This window comes from Parafrankia discariae, assembly GCF_000373365.1.
Classification (GTDB): Bacteria; Actinomycetota; Actinomycetes; order Frankiales; family Frankiaceae; genus Parafrankia; species Parafrankia discariae.
In genome coordinates this window covers 60,625-82,768 of record NZ_KB891137.1, presented here as the reverse complement: position 1 = coordinate 82,768, position 22,144 = coordinate 60,625, and the positions used below count along the sequence as shown (strand labels likewise).

Genomic DNA, 22,144 nt, shown 5'->3' with positions numbered 1-22,144 from the left:
CAGCAGGTTTCCCGCGGCCGCGGCCGGTTTCTCAGGACGGGGTGAGGGCGACGACCGGGATGACCCGGTCCGTGCGGGTCTGGTAGACGTCGTAGTTGGGCCAGCTCGCGGTCACGATCTTCCAGAGCCGGGGCTTCTCGTCCTCGGACGCCGTCCGGGCCACTACCGGCAGGTGCAGGCCGCGGACCTGGATCTCGGCCTCGGGACGCGCCGTCAGGTTCCAGTACCAGGCCGGGTGCCGCGGTGCCCCGCCGGTGGACGCCACGACGAGGTAGTCGTCGCCGTCCCGGGCGAAGATCAGGGCCGAGGTGCGCTTCTCGCCGGACTGCCGGCCGACCGTGGTCAGCAGCAGGGTCGGCACGCCGTTCCAGAGGTAGCCGACCTCACCGTCGGTCTCCCGGTAACGCGCGACGTGCTCGGCCCCGCGCAGACTCAGGTCCGGGGCGGTGTATCCGGGCTCGCTCATGGGTGTCTCCTCACCCCCGGTGTCTCGGGACTACCCGAAGACGACGGGGATCTCGGTCGCGCCACGCTCGTACATGCCGATGAAGCGGGGCGCCTCACGGTCGGGGTCGAGCCGCAGGTCGGGGAGCCGGTCGAGCAGCGCCCCGATCCCGACCCGCATCTCGGCCCGGGCCACGTGCATGCCCAGGCAGACGTGGGCGCCCCCGCCGAACGCGAGGGACGGCCGCAGGGGGCGGGTGATGTCGTACTCGTCCGGGCGGTCCCAGCGGGCCGGGTCACGGTTGGCCGCGCCGATGCACAGGTGCAGCACCGACCCGGCCGGCATGTGCACGCCGAAGAAGTCGACGTCCTCGGTCACCCAGCGGGAGAACATCGGGTCGGTGGGTGACCAGCGTAGCGACTCCTCGATCGCCGGCCGGAGCAGCGAGCGGTCCGCGCGCACCGCGGCCAGCGCCTCGGGGTGCTGCAGCAGCGCGGTGAGCGTGATGCCCATCTGCTTCCAGGTGGTCCCGGAGCCGGCGGTCAGCAGCAGCACCGAGAAGGAGTAGATCTCGGCGTCGGTGAGCCGGTGGGTGACCCCGCTCTCGTCGGTCATCTCGGCCTGCACCAGGATGCTGATCAGGTCGTCCCGCGGTTGCGCGCGCCGGGCGGCGACGATCGGCGCGAGCATCCGGACGATCTCGTCCGGCCTGGTCAGCGCGGCGCGGATGTCGAGCGCCTGCTCGACGGGCACCCCGAAGCTGCTGGTGATCGTGAGCACCGGGATGGCCGCGCAGAAGTCCACGTTCAGCTCGGCGCGGCCCGCGTCGACGAACCCGTCGATGAGCAGGCCGACGGTCTCCTCGATCCACTTGCTGATCCACCATTTCGCCTTGCCCGGCACGAACGAGGGCTGGACCAGCCCCCGGTACCGGCGGTGCTGCCTCCCGCCCATCGACAGCATGCTGTTCGTCGCGCCGTACGGGCCGTTGTTGGGATCCACCGGCCCGGCCGCCGACGCGAACACGTCGGGGTTGCGGTAGGCGGCGTCGCAGGCGGCGTAGCCGAAGGCGGAGAAGTGCGGGCGGTCGGGGTACGGCAGCCCGGAGAACATCGCCGGGCCGGCGAAGCCGGTCAGCTCGTGGACGATCCCCGGGTGCACCGGGGCCTGCTCGCGCAGCCGGTGCCAGACCGGGTACGGGTCCTCCCGGTAACCGCCGCCCATGTGCACGTTGTAGCTGCTGCGCAGGTCGAACAGCTGGCGGACCCGCTCGCGGTCGAGAGTGGCCGTGGTACTCATCGAGTCACCTGGCCACGTATCCGCCGTCGACCGGCAGCAGCACACCGGTGATGTTGAGCGCCCGGTCGGAGACCAGGTAGACGGCGGCCTCGGCGCAGTCCTCGGCCGTGATCGGGCGGCCGAGCGGATGGGTCGCCCCGACGTTCTCCACCATCTTCTCCCGGGCCTCCCCCGAGACGGTCAGCCCGCCGGCGGCCATGAAGTTGGTGTGCGGCATCCCGGCCGGGCAGATCGCGTTCGCCCGGATGCCGAACGGCGCGCCCTCGATGGCGACCGCGCGGGTCAGCTGGTGCACCGCGCCCTTGGTGGCGCCGTAGACGGAACCACCCCAGGCGACGAGGCCGGCGACCGACCCGGTGTTGAGGATCGCCCCGCCGCCGCCCTGCCGCTTGAACTGCAGCACCGCCTGCTTGCAGCCGTTGAACACGCCGCCGAAGTTGACCGCGACGAGGCGCTGGAAGTCCTCGGCGGTGTGGTCCTCCAGCTTCGCGCCCAGCCGCGGGGTCGGGACGCCGACGTTGTTGAAGACGATGTCGATCCGGCCGAACTGCCCTACGGCCGCCTCGATCGCGGCGGCCACGTCGGCCTCCCGCGAGACGTCGCACTCGGCCGCGGACGCGGTGCCGCCGGCCGCCTCGATCGCGGCCGCCGTCTCCTTGATCCCCTCGGGCCGGATGTCGGCGCACAGCACGCGGGCGCCCTCCTCGGCGAACCGCAGTGCCGAGGCGCGGCCGACCCCCGAGCCGGCACCCATCACCACGGCGATCTTGCCGTCGAGCATCATGCTCGTCACGCTCCTGTTCCGTCCTGCGCCGGGGCTGTGCTCTGCGCCAGACCCGCGTCGGGCGCCAGACCCGCGTCGGGCGTCAGACCCGCGTCGGGCGTCAGACCCGCGTCGGGCGTCAGACCCGCGTCGGGCGTCAGACCCGCGTCGGGCGCCAGACCCGCGTCGGGCGCCAGACCCGCGTCCCGCGTCAGACGCAGCGCGCCGGTCGGGCACGACTCGACGGCGATGCCGACCACGTCCGCCGGATCGTCCGTCTCGGTGAGGACGACCGCCTTGGCCTGCTCGTCCTGGGTGAAGGTGCCCGGCGCGTAGTCCACGCACATACCGCTGCCGATACACCGCTCGCGGTCGACGACCGCGAGCGGTGCCCGCCCTGTCATGTCAGGCCGTCGCGAGCACGGGCGGCTCGGCCGGGGTGAACCGGTACAGCCGCTCGGCGTTGCCGCGCAGGATCTTGTACTGGACCTCCTCCGACAGGTGGCCGATCCGGTTCTTCACGACGTCGATGCAGTTCGGCCAGGTCGAGTCGGAGTGCGGGTAGTCCGTCTCGCACATGATGTTGTCCTCGCCGATCTCGTCGATGCTGGCGATGCCGTGCGCGTCGTCGATGAAGCAGCCGAACACGTGCTCGCGGAAGCTGGCCCGGATGTCGAGGGTGTCCAGGTCGAGGGCGTCCGCCCCGCCGTGCTCGTGGAAGCGGACCCCGCGCTTGACCCAGTGCCGCTGCTTGTCGATCACCTGCTCGGCGCGCTCCAGGTAGTACGGCATCCAGCCGATCTCGCCCTCGGAGAGCGCGATCTTCAGCTTCGGGTACCGCTGGAACATCCCGCTGAACAGCCAGGAGAGCATGGCGCCCGAGGTACGCATCGCGCCCCAGGTCAGGTTCGCCATGAACGGCGCGTCGGGGGCGATCTTCGGCACCTGCGACGAGGAGCCGACGTGCATCGACGCGACCATCTCCAGGTCGTTCGCGGCAGCCATGACCGGCTCCCAGTACCCGTCGCGGTCGTGGATGGTCGGCAGGCCCAGCGGGGCCGGGTTCTCCGAGAAGGCGAAGGTGGTGGACCCCTTTGCCGCGCAGCGCTCAAGCTCCTGCACGGCGAGCCGCGGGTCCCACAGCGGGATGAGGGTGAGCGGGATGTAGCGGCCGGGCGCGCTGCCGCACCACTCCTCGATCATCCAGTCGTTGTAGGCCTTCAGGCAGACCAGGCCGAACTCACGGTCGCTGGCCTCCGAGAACAGCTGGCCGCAGAAGCGGGTGATGGTCGGGAAACACAGCGAGGCGAGGATGCCGGCGCGGTTCATGTCCTCCAGGCGCGCCGTGGCGTCGTAGCAGCCCGGCCGCATCTCGCTGTAGCGCAGCGGCTCCGGGCTGAACTCCTCCTTCTCCTTGCCGGCGACGGCGCTCAGCCCCGAGCTGGGGAACTTCTTGCCGTCGTAGACCCAGAAGTCCATGCCCGTCTCGTCGACCTCCATGTGCGGGGCCCGGTCGTGGTCCTTCTTCGGGAGCCGGTCGAGCCAGAGGTTCGGCGGCTCCAGGACGTGGTCGTCGACGGAGATCAGCCAGTCCAGCGGCAGTGATGACGTCATCAGTGGTTCCCTCCGGTCCGGGAGCGAGCTCAGCGGAGCTCGCCGATGGCGAGGTGCTTGACTTCCTGGAAGGCGCGGATGCCGTCCGGCCCGCGCTCGCGGCCGAGGCCGCTGTGCTTGTAACCGCCGCCTGGCGCGTAGGCGCTGAACACAGCGGTGTTGACGTTGACCGCCCCGGTCCGCAGCCGGCGGGCGACGCCCACCGCCGCGGCCACGTCGGCGCCGTAGACCTGGCCCGACAGTCCGTAGTCGCTGTCGTTGGCGATGCGCACCGCGTCGTCGAGATCCCGGTAGCCCAGGACGCTGATCACCGGCCCGAAGATCTCCTCCTGGGCCGCCGGGTTGGCGTTGTCGGGCAGGTCGAGCACGGTCGGCTCGAAGTAGTAGCCGCGTTCCAGCCCGGCGGGCCGCCCGCCGCCGGTGACGACCTTCCCGCCGTTCTCCTCCGCCAGCCGGACGAAGCGCTCGCACCGCTCGCGCTGACCGGCGCTGATCACCGGTCCGAGCTTCGCGGACGGGTCGGTGGGCGGCCCGACGGTGAGGGTGCCGTAGGCGCGCGACACCGCGTCGAGGACCTCGTCCTTGCGCTCGCGCGGCACCAGCATCCGGGTGGCGGCGACGCAGGCCTGGCCGGCGGTGGCGGCGACGACCGCGACGGCCCCGGCGGTGGCCCTCCCGACGGCGTCGGGCAGGTAGATCTGGGCCGACTTGCCGCCCAGTTCGAGGGCGACCCGCTTCACCGTCGGCGCCGCCTGGGCGAGGATCCGCCGGCCGACCACGGTCGAGCCGGTGAACGAGACCATGTCGACGGCCCGGTGGGTGGTCAGCAGCTCGGCGCCGGCGGCGCCGGCCTCCACCACCACGCTGAGCACACCCGGCGGCAGCCCGGCCGCCGCCGCCGCCGCGCCGAACACCAGCGAGGACAGCGGGGTGAGCGGGCTGGGCCGCAGGATCACCGAGTTCCCGGCGATCAGCGCCGGGATGATCTTCTGCATCGCCATGATGATCGCCCCGTTGTACGGGGTGATCGCGGTGACGACGCCGACCGGCTCGTGCCGGCGGAAGCTCAGGCTCGCCCCGGCCCGGACCAGGTCGTCCAGCGGCACCGGGTTGGGTTCCTCGTGCGACATCGACAGGTACAGGTCGATGGTGCCGCGGGCCAGGCCGAGGCCGGCGCCGAACTGCGCCCGCTCGGCGAACCCGGTGGGCTGGCCCGCCTCGGCGACCATGGTGGCGACGAGCTCGGCCCGCGCGGACTGGAAGTAGTCCAGGAACGCGCCCAGCACCTTCGCCCGCTCGGCCGGCGGGCGGTCCGCCCACACCCCCTCGTCGAAGGACCGGCGGGCCTCGGTGATCGCGCGCTCGATCTCGGCCAGCGGGGTGGCCGGCAGATCGGCCACCGAGGTCTCGTCGGCCGGGTTCTCGACGGTGAGGACCTCGTCGCCCTCGACCCAGGTGCCGGCCACGTACGAGCGGCGCTCCGCGATGATCGCTGCCACGGGCTCGTTCCCTTCTAGGTGCGCATGCCCACTCGGGGCGTCGGGTGACTGGTTCAGAGGTGCGGGGGCCGGGATCAGCGGGCCGGGGTCGGCGGGGCGGGTCGGCGGGCCGGGCCGGGTCAGCGGCCGGGTCAGCGGGGCGACGTGCTGTAGACGACCGCGCCGCCGTAGTGCGGCGAGGAGGCGCAGGCGACGCCGACGGTCGCCCGCTCGCGCTGGCGCTCCCCGGCCCGGCCGGCGAGTTGCAGGTAGCACTCGAGCATCTGCGGGATGCCGTGCATCCGCCCGTTGCCCAGCGCCCCGCCGCCGGAGAGCGCCGGCAGCGCGCCGGGCCGGTCGCTGTCGATCCCGCCGTCCCGCACGAAGCGGTGCGCTTCGCCGACCGGGCACAGGCCGAGGACCTCGAGCCAGAAGTAGACGAACGGCGAGAAGCCGTCGTAGACCTGCGGCAGGTCGACGTCCGCCGGGCTCACCCCGGACTGCTCCCACAGCCGCTTCGCCAGCGCCGTGCCGCCGGCCATGATGTCGTCGAGCGGCCAGTGCAGCGGCAGCCGGCGCCGCGGCGGCGCCGAGGAGGCGTGCCCGGTCACGTACACCGGGCGGTGCGGCAGGTCACGGGCCCGCTCGGCCGAGGTGAAGACGAACGCGGCGACCCCGTCGACCGGGATGTCGCAGTCGTAGCGGCAGATCGGGTCGCTCAGCAGCGGCGCGGCCAGGTACTCCTCGGTCGTCAGCGGCCGGTCGTGCCAGTACGACCACGGGATGCGCGCGCCGTTCTTGCGCGCCTCGGCGACCACGGCCGCCGTCGTCTCCCGGCTGGCCCCATAACGCTGGAGGTACTCGTTGTAGGGCAGGGCGATCATCGACAGCGGGCCGAAGAAGCCCTGCGGCACCGTCCACTGCTGCGCGCCGCCGGCGGTCCGCATCGGGTTGGCGTGGTAGCTGCCCTTCGGGTTGTGCAGCGCGCGGTGCATCACGACGTAGTCGGCGGCGCCGCTGGCCACGGCGTTGACCGCCAGTGCCACCGAGCCGGGGATCTGGCCGATGCCCTGGAAGCCGGCCACGTACCGCGGCGAGCCGCCGAGCCGCTGGGCCAGCCAGTCGGCGGAGACCAGGCTGACCCCGTCCTCGGCCGCGTGCGCGCCGGCGGTCGGGAACAGCGCCGAGGTGACGAACCCGTCGACCTGGCCGGCGGTGAGGCCGGCGTCGGCGATCGCCGCGCGGGCCGTGTCGACGGCGAGCGCGCCGAGCGGACGTCCCGCGTGCCGGGTGACGTCGCTGTGCGCGTAGCCGACGATCGCCACCTCGCCCCCGGAACCAGGCCGGCCCCCGGAGCCCGACCGCCCGGTCATGACCACACCTCCCCGGTGCCGGTGCCGGTGCCGGTGGCGGTGGTGCTGGCACCGGCACCCGGCCGGGCCAGGGCGAACGCGGGGACGGAGACGCCGTCCGCGACGTCCTCGAAGGCCACCGCCACCGGGGCGCCGACGCGCAGCGGCGTGTCGGGGCCGTCCAGGAGCCGGCCGATGACGCGCAGCTCGGGCTGTTCGGCGAGCTCGACGTCGACGAGCAGGAAGGGCACCTCGCCGCGGAAGCCGGGCAGGAACGACTGGCGGACGACCGTCCAGGAACGGACGGTCCCGGCACCGCTCACCGGTTCGAAGGCGAAGCCCGGGTCGGTGCTGCCGCAGTGCGGGCAGGTGTGGTCCGGCGGCACGGCATAGGTGGAGCAGCGGGCGCAGCGGGCGACGGTGAGGACGTGCCGCGCCGCGGCCGCCCAGTACGGGGCGGAACGCTCGTCCGGCTCCGGCACCGGCCGCGTGGGCTCGGGCGCCGCCGCGGGGCCGGCCGTCACGGGATCGCTCCGGCCTCGGTGAGGGCGGCGATCTCTTCCCAGCTGTAGCCGAGTTCGAGCAGCACGGACTCGGTGTGCTCGCCGTGCTCGGGAGCCCGCCGGAGCACGGGAGGCCGGGAGTCGAACTGGACGGGGACGGTCGGTAATCGGTAGGAGCCCCCGCCGTCGAGGTGGACCTCGCCGACGTAGCCGTTCGCCACCACCTGCGGGTCGTCGACCAGCTCGGTGACGGACTGCACCGGCGCCCACGGCGCGTCGATGCCCGCGAGCAGGTCCTTCCACTCCTGGAAGGTCCGGGTCGCGAACTCCGCCTCGAGCTCGGCCCGGCAGGCGACCCGGTTCTCGCCGCGGGCCCGCAGGTCGGTGAACCGCGGGTCGGCGGTGAGGTCACCGCGCCCGATCAGCTCGCAGAACGGCGCCCAGTAGCGGTCGGACTCCAGGAAGACCAGCTGGATGTGCCGGCCGTCCTTCGTCCGGTAGGCGCCCACCAGCGGGTTCGGGCCGTCGCCGGGACCGCTGGAGGTGCGCGGGGTCTGCCCGGTCAGCGCGACGAGGAGGTCGGAGGACAGCGTCCACATCGCCGTCGCGAGCAGCGAGACGTCGACGACGGTGCCTCTGCCCGTGCGGGTGCGGCCCAGCAGGGCGGCGGCGATGCCGAAGCCCAGCGCCATCGCGCCGTTGCGGTCGCCCATCGCGCCCCGCTGGCTGATCGGGTACTCCCGCTCCTCGGGGGTCAGCATGTGCCCCATCCCGCCGCGGGCCCAGAACGCCGAGGAGTCGTAGCCGGGGTGGTCGGCGTCGGGCCCGCGGGCGCCGAAGCCGTGCCCGCGGGCGTAGATCAGCCGGGGGTACCGGCGGGTGAGCTCGTCGGCGTCGAGGCCCAGCCGGCGCAGCGCGCCCGGCCGGAAGTTGGTGAGGAAGACGTCCGCGGTCTCCAGCAGCTTGTGCAGGATCGCCCGGCCCTGCTCGCGGCGCAGGTCGAGCGCGACCGAGCGCTTGCCGCGGTTGGCCAGGGCGACCGAGAGGTTCACCCCGCCGCCGTCGGTCCCGATCCCCTGGGTCGCCAGCGCCCGGTACGGGTCGCCCTCCGGGCGCTCGACCCGGATGACGTCCGCGCCCCAGTCGGCCAGGAGCGCGCCGGCCACGGGCACGAAGACCCACTGGGCGAGCTCGACGACCCGCACGCCCTTGAACGCGCCCTCTGGAACGTCCTCGTCCATCGGCCACCTCCTCTCCGTCGCGCCGGCTCCGGCGGACCGTGTCCGGCGTCACTGTAGAACGGCACTCTCGTCTTTGGGAAGTCCATCGATGTCGAAAAACTAGAGGTTGACTTCGTACATCGGGGTTGCAAGCATGCATTTCACCCACCCGCCGAAGGTCAGGTCCGAGCCAGCCCCGGGCCGGTGCCGCTCCGGCGGCCTCCAGACGCTGCCCGATCCCTCGCGGTGAGCCGGCCGAGCTCTCCGGTGCGTCGCCATGCCTCGGGCCGGGGCGTCCTCACGCCCCGGGCCGGCGGGTCGCCGTGCCCGGCGGGCGGGCGCGCCCGGGCGGCCTCTGCCCCGGCGGCCCCTCGCCCGGGGTCGCACCGACGTACCACCGAGATCCCCGTCGCCCGTCGTCGCTCGCCGTCGCCAGGTCAGGTCAGGTCAGGTCAGAGGAGCATGCAGTGGAAGAACCGGTCAGCAGTGCCCGGCGCATCCGGCAGTTGGCCGCGGAGCGCCCCGACGATCCGGCCCTGCGCCACATCGCGCTCGACGGCGGGGAGCCGACGTTCACCTGGCGCGAGCTCGACCGGCGCTCCAGCCAGCTCGCCGGGGCGTTAGCCGAGCGCGGCCTCGGCCACGGCGAGCACCTCGGGCTCGGGCTGCGCAACTCGCCGCAGTTCGTCCTGGCCGTGTTCGCGGCCTGGAAGCTCGGCGCGGTGCCGATACCGGTCCGCTGGGACGTACCGGAGTGGGAGCTGGGCCGGCTCCGGGAGGTCATCGAGCCTCGGGTCTACCTCGGTGGCGAGGATCTGGCCTGGATCGACTCGACCGAGCGTCTCGACGTGCCCGACCTGCCCGACGCGACCTCGCCGCAGATCCACGGCATCTGCAGCAGCGGCTCCACCGGCACGCCCAAGGTCATCGTGAGCGACCGGCCGTCCGTCTTCGTCGCGCGGATGGCCACGCCGCTCGCCGAGAGCTGGGGGCCGGTGCCCCGGCCGCAGACGGTGCTCGTGCTGGCCCCGATGTACCACGCCAACGGGCTGACCACGCTCTACAACCTGCTCGGCGGCGACCACCTGGTGGTGATGGAGAAGTTCGACGCCGCCCGTGTCGTCGACGTCATCGAGCGCCACCGGATCACCACCTTCACCGCCACGCCGACGATGCTGCAACGCATCGCCGACCTGCCCGGCGTGGACGGGCGTGACCTGTCGAGCATCCGGTGGTTCACCCAGGGTGCGGCCCCGATGCCGCCGTCGCTGGTGCACCGCTGGGCCGGGCTGGTCGGCGCCGAGAAGATCCACATGGTCTACGGGATGACCGAGGGCCTCGGCCTCACCGCGCTGCGCGGCGACGAGTGGATGGACCATCAGGGCAGCGTGGGCCGCGGGATCCGGGGCACCGAGGTGCGCATCCTCGACGCCGAGTACCGGGAGCTGCCCACCGGCGAGATCGGCGACATCTACCTGCGGACCCCCGGCTCCGACACCAGCTCCCACTATCTCGGCGCCGCCCCGAAGCTGCACCGGACCGAGGACGGCTTCCAGAGCGCCGGCGACCTCGGCTACCTCGACGACAACGGCCACCTCCACCTGGTGGACCGCCGCGTCGACATGATCATCAGTGGTGGCGCCAACGTCTTCCCCGCCGAGGTCGAGGCCGCTCTCATCGACCATCCCAAGGTCGCCGACGTCGTGGTCATCGGCCTGCGCGACCCGGAGTGGGGCCGCCGGGTACACGCCGTGATCGAACCCGCCGACCACGCCGCGCCACCCACCGCGAGCGAGATCATCGGCTACGCGAAGAGCCGGCTCGCCCCCTACAAGGTCCCCAAGACGGTCGAGCTGGTGGACGCCATCCCCCGCAGCGAGGCGACGAAGGTCAACCGCGGCGCCCTGGTAGCCGCCCGCGACGAGCCCGCCCGCGACGAGCCCGGCCCCGACCAGGCTGGCCGCGAGCAGCCCGCCCCCGCCGCGAACAGCGCCGCCGCCCGCTAACCCCGCCCGGGCCCGGGCCCGGATCCGCGCTCGGGGTCGCGCGTGGAGAGTTGCCGAAGCGAGTTGTCCCAGCCGCGCTATGCGCTGGTCAGACAACTCGCTTCGGTCTGGGGATTAGCTCGGTCTGGGGGTTGGCGGCCGGGCCGGGGGGAGTCTGGTGGGGTAGGGCGGGCTGTTCGGGGCGTGGGCTGCCGCCGAGGGCCGCCAGGCAGAACGTCCACAGGTGGTCGCCGATCGACTCGGCCGACTCGTCCGTCCTGGTGAAAGCGTGATGGTGGTAGACGGACGTCACCAGCCGGGCGACCACCGTGGCGTCGCGCTCGATGTGCCGCGGGGTGAGCAGGCCGGCCTCCCGCGCCGCGGTCAGCTCACGGGCGACCAGGTCCGCGAACGGCCGGGTGGCGTGCGCCAGTTCCTCCGGGTAGAGCTGGTGCAGGCGCCAGTGCTCGGCGGGGATGAACCGGGCCCCGGCACCCTCCCAGCCCGGCGCGTTCAGCGACGACACCGCGGACCGCACGTAGTGGCGCAGTCGGGCGACCGGGTCCGGCAGATGCCGGGCGGACGCCTCGTAACGCTCGGTCTGGTCCGCGATGATGTCCTCGATGACGGCCAGCAGCAGCTGATCCTTGCCGGTGAAATGCCGGTAGAAGGTCTGCGTCGCGATGCCGGCTTCCTTCACGAGCTCCTGCGTCGTGAAACGGGCGCCGTTGACCAGGATGAGCCGCTCGGCGGCCTCGACGATGACCCTCGCCTGACGCATACTGCGCGATCTCGAACGCTGAACCGACGGTGAGCGGTCGGCGGCGCGTTCGGCCCAGGACACTCTCCGACGTTACCAGCGTCCGCGTCCGCACCGTTCGTCCCCGAAGGGCGCCCGACCGTCCCCGGAGGGGGATCTCGTGCCCGTCGTGCCCGTCAACCGCCGCCCGGCTTGCCCACCGGGTGGCCGGACCCGCGGCCGGACCGTGGTGGCGTGCGGGCGGGACCGTGGTGGCGCAGGTCACGCCGGGCATTCGTCGTTTGTGCGGGCCCGGCCGGGTGGCTCAAACTGTCCAGAAGGACCGTCCAGAAGAAAACGTGACCGCCGTGCCGACAAGCGCCGGCCGGCGGAAGTCGGCCCGACGAAAGCGACGAGGAGATCTATGACAGTGAAAGAATTATACTGGGATCCCTTCGACGAGGTGATCGACGTCAATCCGTACCCGCTCTGGAAGCGGATGCGTGACGAGGAGCCCGTTTACCGTAACGACAAGTTCGATTTCTACGCGCTTTCCCGGCACGCCGACATCGACGCCGCCCATGTCAACACGGACACCTACAGCTCCGCGCACGGCACGATCCTGGAGATCATGAAGCCGGAGCCGATGCCGCCCGGCTTCATGATCTTCTCGGACGCCCCGGCCCACCACCTGCTGCGGTCGCTGGTGTCCCGGGCCTTCACCCCGCGCCGGATCGCCGCGCTCGAGGAGCACATCCGCGCCCTGTGCGCGGAGATGCTCGACCCGCGGATCGGCGCGGGCGGGTTCGACTACATCACCGACTTCGCCGCGCAGCTCCCGTCGAAGGTGATCTCCCAGCTGATCGGGGTCGACCCGGCCGACCGGGAGGAGGTACGCCGGACCATCGACCTGACCTTCCACATCGAGGAGGGCGTCGGGATGATCAACGAGACCTCCCACGCCGCCACGATCAAGCTGCGCACCTACTTCGCCGGGCTGATCGAGGACCGCCGCCGGTCGCCGCGCGACGACATGATCACCGGCCTCGCCGAGGCCGAGGTCACCGACGAGAGCGGTGAGCGCCGCCGGCTGACCACGCCGGAGGCGGCGTCGGTCACGAACGAGATCGTCAGCGCCGGGACGGAGACCGTCGCCCGGCTGCTCGGCTGGGCGTGTGTGCTGCTCGCGGCGCATCCCGACCAGCGGGCCGAGCTGGCCGCCGACCCGTCGCTGCTGTCGAACACCGTCGAGGAGACGCTGCGGTACGAGGCGCCGTCCCCCGTGCAGGGCCGCCTGCTCAAGAACGACGTCGAGCTGCACGGAACGACGATCCCGACGGGCTCGAAGGTTCTCCTGCTCACCGGGTCGGCCGGTCGGGACGGGCGCAAGTACACCGACCCGGACCGCTACGACATCCGCCGTAAGTTCGACGGCCATGTGGCGTTCGGCCGTGGCGCCCACTTCTGCCTGGGCGCGGCGCTCGCCCGGATGGAGGGCCGGATCGGGATCGAGGAGACCCTGCGCCGTTTCCCCGACTACCAGGTCGACCACGACCGCGCGGTGCGGCTGCACACCAGCACCGTGCGCGGCTACGAGCACCTGCCGCTCGTCGTCTGAGCGCCGCCCGGCCCGGGAGACCGACTCAGGAGTCCTCCCGGGCCGCCGGCGGCGAGCCGACGTTCACACCGCTGCCGATGTCGGTGCCGGTGTCCGCGTCGTGCGCGCCGGAGCGCGGCCTGGGCACGGCGCCGGCCAGCGCGTCCTCCCGCTCCCGCAGCGCGCGGGCGGCCGCCCGCACCCGGGCCCGGTAGCGGCGCCGGACGAGGAGGCCGAGCCCGGCGAGCGCGGCGAGCGCGGCGAGCGCGGCCACCGCCAGGTGCACCGGGAACACGAGGATCGTCGCGGTCATCTCCTGCGGCTTCCCCGCGGCGCCGGGGACGGTGACCGTTACCCGGCACAGGCACATGAGGGGCGGGTCCGCCCACCGTGCGGTCACCTCCCGGTCGGCGCCGCGGCCGACGGTGAAGTCGGGGAAGGCGACCTCCCGGCCGTCCACGTGGGCCTTGAGGACACCACCGGGGCCGCGGAAGTCACGGTGCACCGTGCCGGTGGAGGTGAACGCGGCGGTGAGGTCGATCGGGCCGCGCAGCGCGAAGGACGGCGTGTGCAGGCCAATCGCCCGGACGCTGTCGTCGATGCGGCCGGGCGCGGTGATGTACAGCGGCGCGGCGATGCCCCGGTTGAGCCGGACCCCCGACCCGTCCTTGGCCGCGGGCACCGTGAAGAGGAGCGCGACGTGATGATCGCCCGGTTCCGGGTGGGTCGGCATGGCGATGTGGCTCAGCACCGTCTGGCGGGCGCCCGGGGCGAGCTGGAACCGTACCGGGCTCACCGTGAGCCAGTCGACCGCCGAGAACTCGGTCTTCTCCTTGACCAGGGTCAGCGCGCCGTCCCGGTTGGCGGTGAAGCCCGCTCTTTTCACCTCGAGCTCGAGCGGTTCCGTACCGCTGTTGGTCACCACGAACTTCTGGTCCTGGTCGGTGTCCTCCGGGGCGACGATCATTCTGGTCGGGCTCACCGAGAGGGAGAACGCCGGCCGTTTCGGGTCAGCCGCTCCCGGGGCCGCTCCCGGGGCCGCGGCCGCTACGCCTCCCGAGCCGGCGGAGAGCAGCAGCGAAACGAGGACTGGTACGGCGAGCGCCGTTCTGCGCCCGAATCCGGGGTGGTGGCGTGTCACGATGTGCTCTCCGGCACGGAACTCCCCTGTCGCGATTCTGCTCGCCGGGCCGGGCCGGGCCGGCGGGCGCCAGACGCCGCCGGACCGGACCGGACCGGTCGGTGGGCGGGCACCGTCCCCGTGCCCGCCCACCGATCTCGTTGTTTTCGGCCACCGCCGAGAGCGGGGCTCTCCTACCGGGTGACGACGTACCTACTGGGTGACGACGTAGTAGTCGAGTACCGCGGAGTAGACGTCCGGGAGGACGAACGGAATGTCGACCCGGTAGGCGTTGGTGATGACGTCCCCGGTCGGGGCGGACGGCCCGGCCTGGGTGTGCACCAGGATCGGGTCGGTGGTGCTGAGCGGCGCGAACGTCCCGGTTCCCGCCGCCGCGACCTGGAGGTTGCTGATCGGAATGTTGTCCGGGTTCCCCGGCAGTGTCGGGCTGAGGGCCGGCGCGGTCGACAGGACGACGACGCTGTAACCCTCGTTGTTGTTGGTGGTGACGGCCAGGGTGACCGGAATGTCGGTCGTCTCGTCCGACTCACCCGGGTTGCCGCTGAGTGTGAATGAAGGTACCAGCGACGCGAGTGTGATCGACGAACCGACGACCACGTTCGCCGTCGTGCTCGCTGTACCGATCACGCCGGGTACTGCCTGCGCTTCGGGAACTGTTCCCACCAGCGCGATCCCGGCGCCGACCGCCACCGCCAATCCCCGCCACGCGGCCGGCCGCAATCCATAACCCATCCCCGTTCCCCCTTCGTACGCGTTCGTAAATCCGGCGGGATTGTTTCCAGCGCCGTTGCCGAGTGTCAAGGACGGGCACTCCGTTTCGTCGGACGCCGGCGGGCCGTCCTTGAATTCGCCGGCCAGTAGGGCCAGTGCGGAGGACGCCGGGCGAGTCCGGGACGGCCGGCGCAGACGTGACGTCGGTGCTTCCCGGTGCGTGGAACACCGGGAAGCACCGAAACCCGCCGCGACTCGCTGCTCCCGCGGAAGGAGTGGCCGGCCGATAGTTTCTCCTATACTGCGATCCGCCCCCAGGGCGGCGGCCGGACGGGCCCGTCCCGGCTGAACACGTTGTTTCGCGTGGTGGCCCGCAGACGGTGCGCCGGCCGTTTGGATCCCAATATCAACCGGCTGTCCGGAAAGGGCCCTGATGACTGTGTACGGAATTCGCCCGAAAGCGGTCGTGCCGGCCGCCGCGCTGTTCGTCGCCCTCGCCGGCGTGAGTGGTGCCGGCCGGGCCGGCGGAGTGGACCTGATCTCCCCGGCGCTCGCGGCGGCACCCGTGGCCGAGGAGCATTCCGACCAGCCGTCGGCGGATGTTCCCGATTTGAATCTGGCGGTCGACGTCGACGACGGCCGGCCGGCGGCCGGCGTGGGCGACGAGCTCACCTACACGGCGCGTATCCGGAACGCGGGGACCGGGGACGCGCGGCGCCTCACCGTCACCCAGACCCTGCCGGGGTTCGCCCGCTTCGTCTCGGTCGACCACGACGGGGCGGTCGAGGACGGCGGCGCGCGCTGGTCGGTGGACGTCCCCGCCGGCGCCGAGACGCTGCTCACCGCCCGGGCGAAGGTCACGGGTGCCGCGCCGGGGGTGCTGCGGCTCGCCACGGTCGTCTGCGTGTCGGACCGGCCGGACGGCCGGCCGCTGGTGTGCGCCACCGATTCCGACGAGCTGCCCACCGCGTCGGCCGGGGGCGGGGCGGGGTCCGGCCGGTCGGACCGTGCCGGGCTCTGGCTGGTGGCCCTGCTCGCCGCCGGCGGCTCCGCCCTGCTCGGCGGCACCGGCCTGGTGCTGCGCAGACGCTCCGCGGGCGTCACCGAAGCCGTCCCGCGGCACGCGGCACGCTCGCGGGACGACGCGGCGGCGGATCCGGTCGTGCCGGCCCCGCGCACCGGGGACACCGACGCGCCGGCGCCGACAGCGGAGCCGACGGATGGTCCGGGCGCCCGCAACTACCGGACGCAGTGACCGCAGGGGAGCGCCGCCGGAGGTTCGCGGCCCATCCGGCGGAAAGTCCCGGTGGAATGTCCGGGGGCCGGGGGAGACCTGCCGCCAGCGCGAATCCGCCGTACCCGTCAACCGGATTCCTTGACCGCTGACAGTCGTTCTGGTGACACTCTCCGTCGCCATCCGTGAGCTCGTCGGGAAAGACTGTCCAGTGACCGCTTCGGTATGGCATCGCGGTCAGCTTCCACCTGTATTGGACGAGCCAGAGAATGATGAGATCAAACCGTTCGGCACATCTTTCCGGGCGGCCCCCGGGAGGCGGATCCGGAGGGTTTTTCCGCGGCCGTCGCCTTGTCGGCTCCATGGTGCTGCTCGTAACGGTTCTCCTCATCTCCGGTTCAGTCGCCGTCATCACCCCCGGCGTGGCCATGGCGGCCGGAACGACGCTGTTCGACCAGCCTTTCCGTAACGCGACCGTCGACGGCACCGGGACGGTTTCGGTGTCCGCGCTGCCGACCACGGTGGTCGGGTCGAACTCCGCCTGTCTGACGGCCCGCGGCAACACCGGCACCGGGCCCCTGCTGAGCTGCACCGCGAACACGGACAACCCGGGATCGGGTGTGCTGCGGCTGACCAACGCCACGACCACGAAGGAGGGCGGCGTCTTCGGCGCGACGAGCGTCCCCACCTCGCAGGGCATCGACGTCACCTTCAACGCCTACCAGTACGGCGGCGGCGGCGCGGACGGGCTCGCCTTCGTCGCGGCCGCGGTGAACCCGGCCGCCCCGACGGCCCCGGCGAGCATCGGGCAGCCGGGCGGGGCGCTCGGCTACTCGGGCACGTCGGTGCTGGCCGGCCTGGCGAACGGCTATCTCGGGTTCGGGATGGATGTCTACGGCAACTTCAGCAACAGCTTCTACCAGGGCTCGGGCTGTACCAACCCGGCCTACATCACCGGCGTGAGCCGGGTCCCGGGGCAGGTCGTGGTGCGCGGGCCGGGGAACGGGACAGTGGGCTACTGCGCCCTCAACAGCACCGCGACGACCACGTCCTCCCCGGCGCTGGCGCTGCGGGGCGCCAGCCGGGCGGCCTCGGCCGTCCCGGTGGAGGTGGTCGTCAACCCGACCGGCCAGGCGATCGTCACCGCGTCGGGGATCACCGCGGCCGCGGGCAGCTACGTCTTCTCGTTCACGCCGGTCGGGGGTGCGACGCGCACCCTGCGGGGAAGCCTGCCCGCGGTGCCGGCGGGGCTGTACCCGTCGAGCTGGCTGACCTCCGCCGGCATCCCGCGGCAGCTCGCGTTCGGGTGGGTCGGCTCGACGGGCTCGGTCACCGACTTCCACGAGATCGACGCCGTCCGGGTGGTGAGCCTGAACCCGGTGCCGCAGCTGACCGTCGCGGCGGCGAGCTACAGCGGGTCGGCCCCGCAGCCCGGTGACCCGGTGACCTACCGCGTCGCGGCCGGGGTGTCCGCGGACGGCGCCGACGAGGCGTCGCCGATCTCCGTCACCCAGACGCTGCCCGCCGGCGTGGTGCCCACCGGCGGGTACGGCACCGGCTGGACCTGTCAGCCGCCGGCGGGCCGGTCGATCACCTGCGCGTCCGCCGGCGGGCCGTTCCCGGCGGGCACGACGCTGCCCACGCTCACCGTCGTCGCCACGGTCACCGGCACCGGGGTGACCCCGTCGCTGATCCAGACGGCGACCACGACGACCTCGTCCTCCATCGACGCGAACCCGGGCCTGGCGACGGTGACCGTCCCGATGACGGTGCCCGCGACGCCGGCGTCCGTCGCGATCTCCCCGGCCACCGGGACGATCTCCGGCGGCGGCGCGGCGACCGTCACCGGGACCAACCTCGCCAACGCCTCGGCGATCCGGATCGGCAGCACCGCCGAGCAGCGCGCGGGGACGGCCGTCGTCCTCACCCCCTGCCAGTCGGGCCCGGCGGCGGGCTGCTTCACGGTCAACGCCAACGGGTCGCTGGCGATCTCCGCGCTGCCGGCCCGGACCTCGGCGGCGACGGTGGAGGTCACCGTCGTCACCCTGGGCGTGGCCGGCACGACGTCCTACGTTTACACGGCGTCGCCGGCGGCACCGGCGGCGCCGACCGCCGCCGCGGGCGTCTCCGCCGCGACGGTGAGCTGGACGGCGCCCGCCGCCAACGGCAGCCCGATCACCGGGTACGTCGTCACGCCGTACCTGAACGGGGTGGCGCAGGCCGCGCGGCCGTTCGACGCGACCGCCACCACCCGTGTCGTCACCGGCCTGACTCCCGGCGGCTCCTACACGTTCACCGTCACGGCGGTGAACGCCGTCGGCACCGGCGCGGCGAGCCCGCAGTCGGCGGCGGTGGTGCCCTACGCCCTGCCGGGCGCGCCGGCGATCACCGCCGTCTCGGTCGGCACGACCACGGCCACGCTGTCCTGGACCGAGCCCGCCCCCAACGGCAGCCCGGTCACCGGGTACGTGGTGACCCCGTACATCGGCAACACCGCGCAGCCGGCGCAGACGTTCACCGGCGGCACCGGGACCACGCAGACGGTCACCGGCCTGCAGGGCGGCACCGGCTACACGTTCACGGTGGCGGCGGTCAACGCGGCGGGCACCGGCCCGGCGTCGACCCGGTCGTCGGCGGTGACGGTCAACGTCTCGCCCGGTCTCGCGCTGCCGGCACCGCCGCCCGCCGAGGTGGGGTCCCCGTACTCCGACCAGCTCACCGTGACCGGGGGGACGGCACCGGTCACCTGGTCGGTCAGCGCGGGCGGCCTGCCGCCGGGGCTGAGCCTCGTCCCGACCACCGGCCTGCTGTCGGGCGTCCCGACGGCGGGCGGCACCTTCCCGTTCACCGTGCGGGTCGTCGACGCCACCGGCCAGGCGGCGACGCAGAGCCTGACGATCACGGTGGCCCCCGCGCCGTCGCTCACCTTCGCCCAGCCGCCGGACGGCGAGGTCGGCGCGCCCTACAGCGGCCAGCTGACGCTGACCGGGGGCACCGGCCCGTTCACCTGGTCGCTGGCCGCCGGCTCACTCCCGCCGGGCCTGACGCTGAACCCGTCGACCGGCCTGGTGTCGGGCATCCCGACCACGGCCGGCCCGACGTCCTTCGTCGTGCGGGTGGTGGACGCCTTCGCGCAGGCGGCGCAGAAGAGCTCCGGCATCATGATCGCCGCGGCGCCGAGCCTGGACGGCGGCCCGCCGCCGAACGGCCAGGTCGGTGTGCCCTACACCGCCACCTTCCCGGTGACCGGCGGGACCGGCCCGTTCACCTGGTCGCTCGCCGCGGGCACCCTGCCGGCGGGCCTCAGCCTGAACCCGGGCACGGGGGTGCTGTCGGGCACCCCGAGCGTCGCCGGCGGCTCGCCGTTCACCGTGCACGTGATCGACGCGTTCGGGCGGACGGCCACGACGGCGGTGACGTTGACGGTCGGCGGTGGGCCGATCACCGTCACCTACTCCGCCGACACCTCGTCGGTGGCCGCCGGCGGCACGGTGGGCTACACGCTCACCGCCACGAACACGAGCGCGAGCCCGTTCGGGAGCGTGCGCCTCACGGCCGCGCTGGCCGGGGTCCTCGACGACGCCAGCTACGACGGGAACGCCGGCGCCACCACCGGCACGGTCGGCGTGACCGGAACCGACCTGACCTGGACGGGGGCGCTCGCCCCCGGCGCGTCGGCCGTCATCACCTTCTCGGTCACGGCCCGCGCCCCCGGCTCCGATGGTTCCGGCCCCGGCAACGGGATCCTCGCCACCGGGGTCAGCTCGCCGACGCTGGGCACCACCTGCCCGGTCGGCGGCTCCGACCCGGGCTGCGCGAGCGTGGTCACGGTGGCGGCGCTGACCGTCACCTCGGCCACCGACGTGCCCACCGCCGTGCCGGGCGGGGTCGTCACCTACACGTTCACCGCCACGAACCACGGGCAGACGGCCTACCCGGACGCCGGGTTCACCGTGCCGCTGGCCGGCGTCCTGGACGACGCGGCCTACGCGTTCAACGGCGCGGCGAGCGTGGGCACGCTCACCTTCACCGGGGACAGCCTGGTGTGGGGCGGCGCCCTCGCCCCGGGGGAGTCGACCACGGTCACCGCCTCGTTCACGGTCCGCCCGCCCGGCGGCGGCGACGGCGCGCTGCGCTCCACCGTGGTCTCGCCCACCCAGGGCAGCACCTGCCCGGCGGGCGGCCCGGCGGGCGGTCCCGCCGCCTGCACCTCGGTGGTCACCGTGCTGACCCCGGGCCTGTCCGTCACGTCCACGGCTGACGTCGCCGCGACCGCCCCGGGCGGCACCGTCACCTTCACCGTGTCGATCACGAACTCGGGGCAGACGCCGTACCTCGGCGCCACGGTCACCGACTCGCTCGCCCGGGTGCTGGCGGACGCCGACTACAACGGCGACGCCGCCGCCACCGGCGGCACGCTGAGCTACACCACGCCGGAGCTCACCTGGACCGGTGACCTCGCCGTCGGGGCCACCGCCACGGTCACCTTCTCGGTGACCGTGCACGACCCCGACCTCGGCGACCGGACACTGATCAACACCGTCTCCTCGGCCGCGGCGGGGACCACCTGCCCGGTGGGCGGCGGCCCCGGCTGTGCGACGGCCGTCCAGGTGCTCGTCCCGGCGCTCACCGTCACCCCCGCCGCGAGCCCGCCGAGCGCGGTGCCCGGCGGCGAGGTCGGCCACACGGTCACGGTGACCAACAGCGGGCAGACCGCGTACACCGGCGTGTCGGTGCGCACGTCGCTGGCCGGCCTGCTCGACGACGCGTCCTACCACGGCGACGCGACCGCCTCGACCGGCACGGTGTCGTTCACCAGCCCGAACCTGACCTGGACGGGTGACCTCGCCGTCGGGGCCACCGCGACGATCACCTTCTCGGTCACCGCGAACGCCACGGTCACCGGCGACGGCCTGCTCGGCACCGTGACGACGTCCGGCACGCCGGGCACGAACTGCCCGGCCGGGACCCTGGACCCGCGCTGCGCCACCGAGGTGCCGCTGGCCCAGCTCGTGCTGGAGCAGCACTACACCGACGCGACGACGACCCCGGGCGCCGTCATCCGGCTCACCGCCACCTTCACCAACACCGGGCGGACCCCCTACACCGGGGTCACGGTGCGCAGCGGCACCCAGGGCACGGTCGACGACGCGATCCCGAACGGCGACCAGACCGCCTCGTCGGGGACGCTCAGTCTCGGGGCGTCGGAGATCACCTGGACCGGCGACATCCCGGTCGGCGGCGTCGTCACGGTCACCGGCACCCTCACCGTGCGCAACCCCGACCCGGGCGACCGGGTCGTCACCGGCACCCTGGTCTCGGCCGCCCCCGGCGGCACCTGCCCGGCCGGCGGCACCGACCCGCGCTGCACGGCCCGCACGGACGTCCTGCTGCCGGGGCTGACTCTGCGCAAGACCGCCGACACGGCGCTGACCGTGCCGGGCGGGACGGTCGGGTACACCGTCACCGTCACCAACAGCGGCCAGACGCCCTACCCCGGCGTCACGGTGAGCGACCCGCTCGGCGGGGTGCTCGACGACGCCGCCTACAACGGCGACGCCACCGCCACCAGCGGCACGCTGAGCTACACCGCGCCGACCCTGACCTGGACTGGCGACCTCGACGTGGGCGCGACCGCCACGATCGCCTACACGGTGACGGTGCGCGACCCCGGCACCGGCGACAAGACGATGATCAACACCTTGTTCGGCACGGCCGCGGGCAACAACTGCGCGCCGGCCAGCGGCGACCCGGCCTGCGGGGCCACCGTCGTCGTCCTCACCCCCGCGCTGACCCTGACGCAGACCGCCGAGCCGCCGACCGCCGTCTCGGGTGAGGTCGTGCGCTACACGGTCACGGCGGTGAACAACGGCCAGACACCACTGCCGGCCGCGGCCTTCACCCACGCGCTGGCCGGCGTGCTCGACGACGCCGCCTACAACGGCGACGCGGCGGCCTCCGTCGGCTCGGTGTCGTTCACCAGCCCGAACCTGACCTGGACGGGCGGCCTCAGCCCGGGGGACACCGCCACCGTGACCTTCTCGGTGACCGTGGCGAACCCCC

Annotated in this window: 15 protein-coding genes and 1 pseudogene; 4 read left to right on the top strand and 12 right to left on the bottom strand. The window is 73.3% G+C overall.

Annotated elements, in window-relative coordinates; all coding sequences use genetic code 11:
* Positions 1 to 31 precede the first annotated feature (31 nt).
* The 9 genes from B056_RS0107235 to B056_RS0107195 form a co-directional block, all read right to left on the bottom strand.
* Positions 32 to 466 (bottom strand): nitroreductase family deazaflavin-dependent oxidoreductase, encoded by a 435-nt coding sequence (locus B056_RS0107235; protein WP_018501219.1) that lies wholly within the window; start codon positions 464 to 466, stop codon positions 32 to 34.
* A gap of 30 nt (positions 467 to 496) precedes the next feature.
* Complete coding sequence (locus B056_RS0107230) at positions 497 to 1,744, bottom strand: cytochrome P450 (protein WP_018501218.1); 1,248 nt, start codon at positions 1,742 to 1,744, stop codon at positions 497 to 499.
* 4 nt (positions 1,745 to 1,748) lie between these two features.
* Positions 1,749 to 2,528 carry an SDR family NAD(P)-dependent oxidoreductase gene (locus tag B056_RS0107225; RefSeq protein ID WP_018501217.1) on the bottom strand — a complete coding sequence of 260 codons (780 nt, stop codon included), beginning with the start codon at positions 2,526 to 2,528 and terminating at the stop codon, positions 1,749 to 1,751.
* A 5-nt stretch (positions 2,529 to 2,533) separates the two neighbouring features.
* Positions 2,534 to 2,911, bottom strand: coding sequence for a ferredoxin (locus B056_RS45695; RefSeq protein WP_020572362.1), 378 nt, complete (start codon positions 2,909 to 2,911; stop codon positions 2,534 to 2,536).
* Between the two features lies 1 nt (position 2,912).
* Positions 2,913 to 4,121 (bottom strand): amidohydrolase family protein, encoded by a 1,209-nt coding sequence (locus B056_RS0107215; RefSeq protein ID WP_018501215.1) that lies wholly within the window; start codon positions 4,119 to 4,121, stop codon positions 2,913 to 2,915.
* A gap of 29 nt (positions 4,122 to 4,150) precedes the next feature.
* Entirely contained in the window at positions 4,151 to 5,620 is a 1,470-nt protein-coding gene (locus B056_RS0107210; protein WP_018501214.1) for an aldehyde dehydrogenase family protein, read from the bottom strand.
* 131 nt (positions 5,621 to 5,751) lie between these two features.
* Positions 5,752 to 6,972 (bottom strand): thiolase family protein, encoded by a 1,221-nt coding sequence (locus B056_RS0107205; protein ID WP_035750497.1) that lies wholly within the window; start codon positions 6,970 to 6,972, stop codon positions 5,752 to 5,754.
* Entirely contained in the window at positions 6,969 to 7,475 is a 507-nt protein-coding gene (locus B056_RS0107200) for a Zn-ribbon domain-containing OB-fold protein (RefSeq protein WP_018501212.1), read from the bottom strand. Before B056_RS0107200 ends, B056_RS0107205 begins: the two co-directional genes overlap by 4 nt.
* On the bottom strand, positions 7,472 to 8,695 hold the full coding sequence (locus tag B056_RS0107195; RefSeq protein WP_018501211.1) for a CaiB/BaiF CoA transferase family protein: 1,224 nt from the start codon (positions 8,693 to 8,695) through the stop codon (positions 7,472 to 7,474). Before B056_RS0107195 ends, B056_RS0107200 begins: the two co-directional genes overlap by 4 nt.
* 446 nt (positions 8,696 to 9,141) lie before the next feature.
* Here B056_RS0107195 and B056_RS0107190 point away from each other — a divergent pair, with 446 nt between their 5' ends.
* Entirely contained in the window at positions 9,142 to 10,680 is a 1,539-nt protein-coding gene (locus B056_RS0107190; RefSeq protein ID WP_018501210.1) for a class I adenylate-forming enzyme family protein, read from the top strand.
* 88 nt (positions 10,681 to 10,768) lie between these two features.
* Here B056_RS0107190 and B056_RS35605 read toward each other — a convergent pair whose 3' ends face one another.
* Positions 10,769 to 11,440 (bottom strand): TetR/AcrR family transcriptional regulator, encoded by a 672-nt coding sequence (locus B056_RS35605; RefSeq protein WP_018501209.1) that lies wholly within the window; start codon positions 11,438 to 11,440, stop codon positions 10,769 to 10,771.
* Positions 11,441 to 11,822: 382 nt separating this feature from the next.
* Between B056_RS35605 and B056_RS0107180 the strand changes: the two genes are divergently transcribed.
* Positions 11,823 to 13,016, top strand: a complete 1,194-nt coding sequence (locus tag B056_RS0107180; protein ID WP_035750494.1) for a cytochrome P450 — start codon at positions 11,823 to 11,825, stop codon at positions 13,014 to 13,016.
* A gap of 25 nt (positions 13,017 to 13,041) precedes the next feature.
* Here B056_RS0107180 and B056_RS35600 read toward each other — a convergent pair whose 3' ends face one another.
* Entirely contained in the window at positions 13,042 to 14,136 is a 1,095-nt protein-coding gene (locus tag B056_RS35600; protein WP_154676893.1) for a fimbrial biogenesis chaperone, read from the bottom strand.
* A 192-nt stretch (positions 14,137 to 14,328) separates the two neighbouring features.
* Positions 14,329 to 14,826, bottom strand: coding sequence for a hypothetical protein (locus B056_RS0107170; RefSeq protein ID WP_230202869.1), 498 nt, complete (start codon positions 14,824 to 14,826; stop codon positions 14,329 to 14,331).
* Between the two features lie 454 nt (positions 14,827 to 15,280).
* Here B056_RS0107170 and B056_RS0107165 point away from each other — a divergent pair, with 454 nt between their 5' ends.
* A complete protein-coding gene (locus tag B056_RS0107165; protein ID WP_084647113.1) occupies positions 15,281 to 16,102 on the top strand; it encodes a DUF11 domain-containing protein in 822 nt (273 codons plus the stop codon).
* A 248-nt stretch (positions 16,103 to 16,350) separates the two neighbouring features.
* Positions 16,351 to 22,083, top strand: a pseudogene (locus B056_RS44150) (DUF7927 domain-containing protein); the annotation flags it as partial.
* Positions 22,084 to 22,144 lie beyond the last annotated feature (61 nt).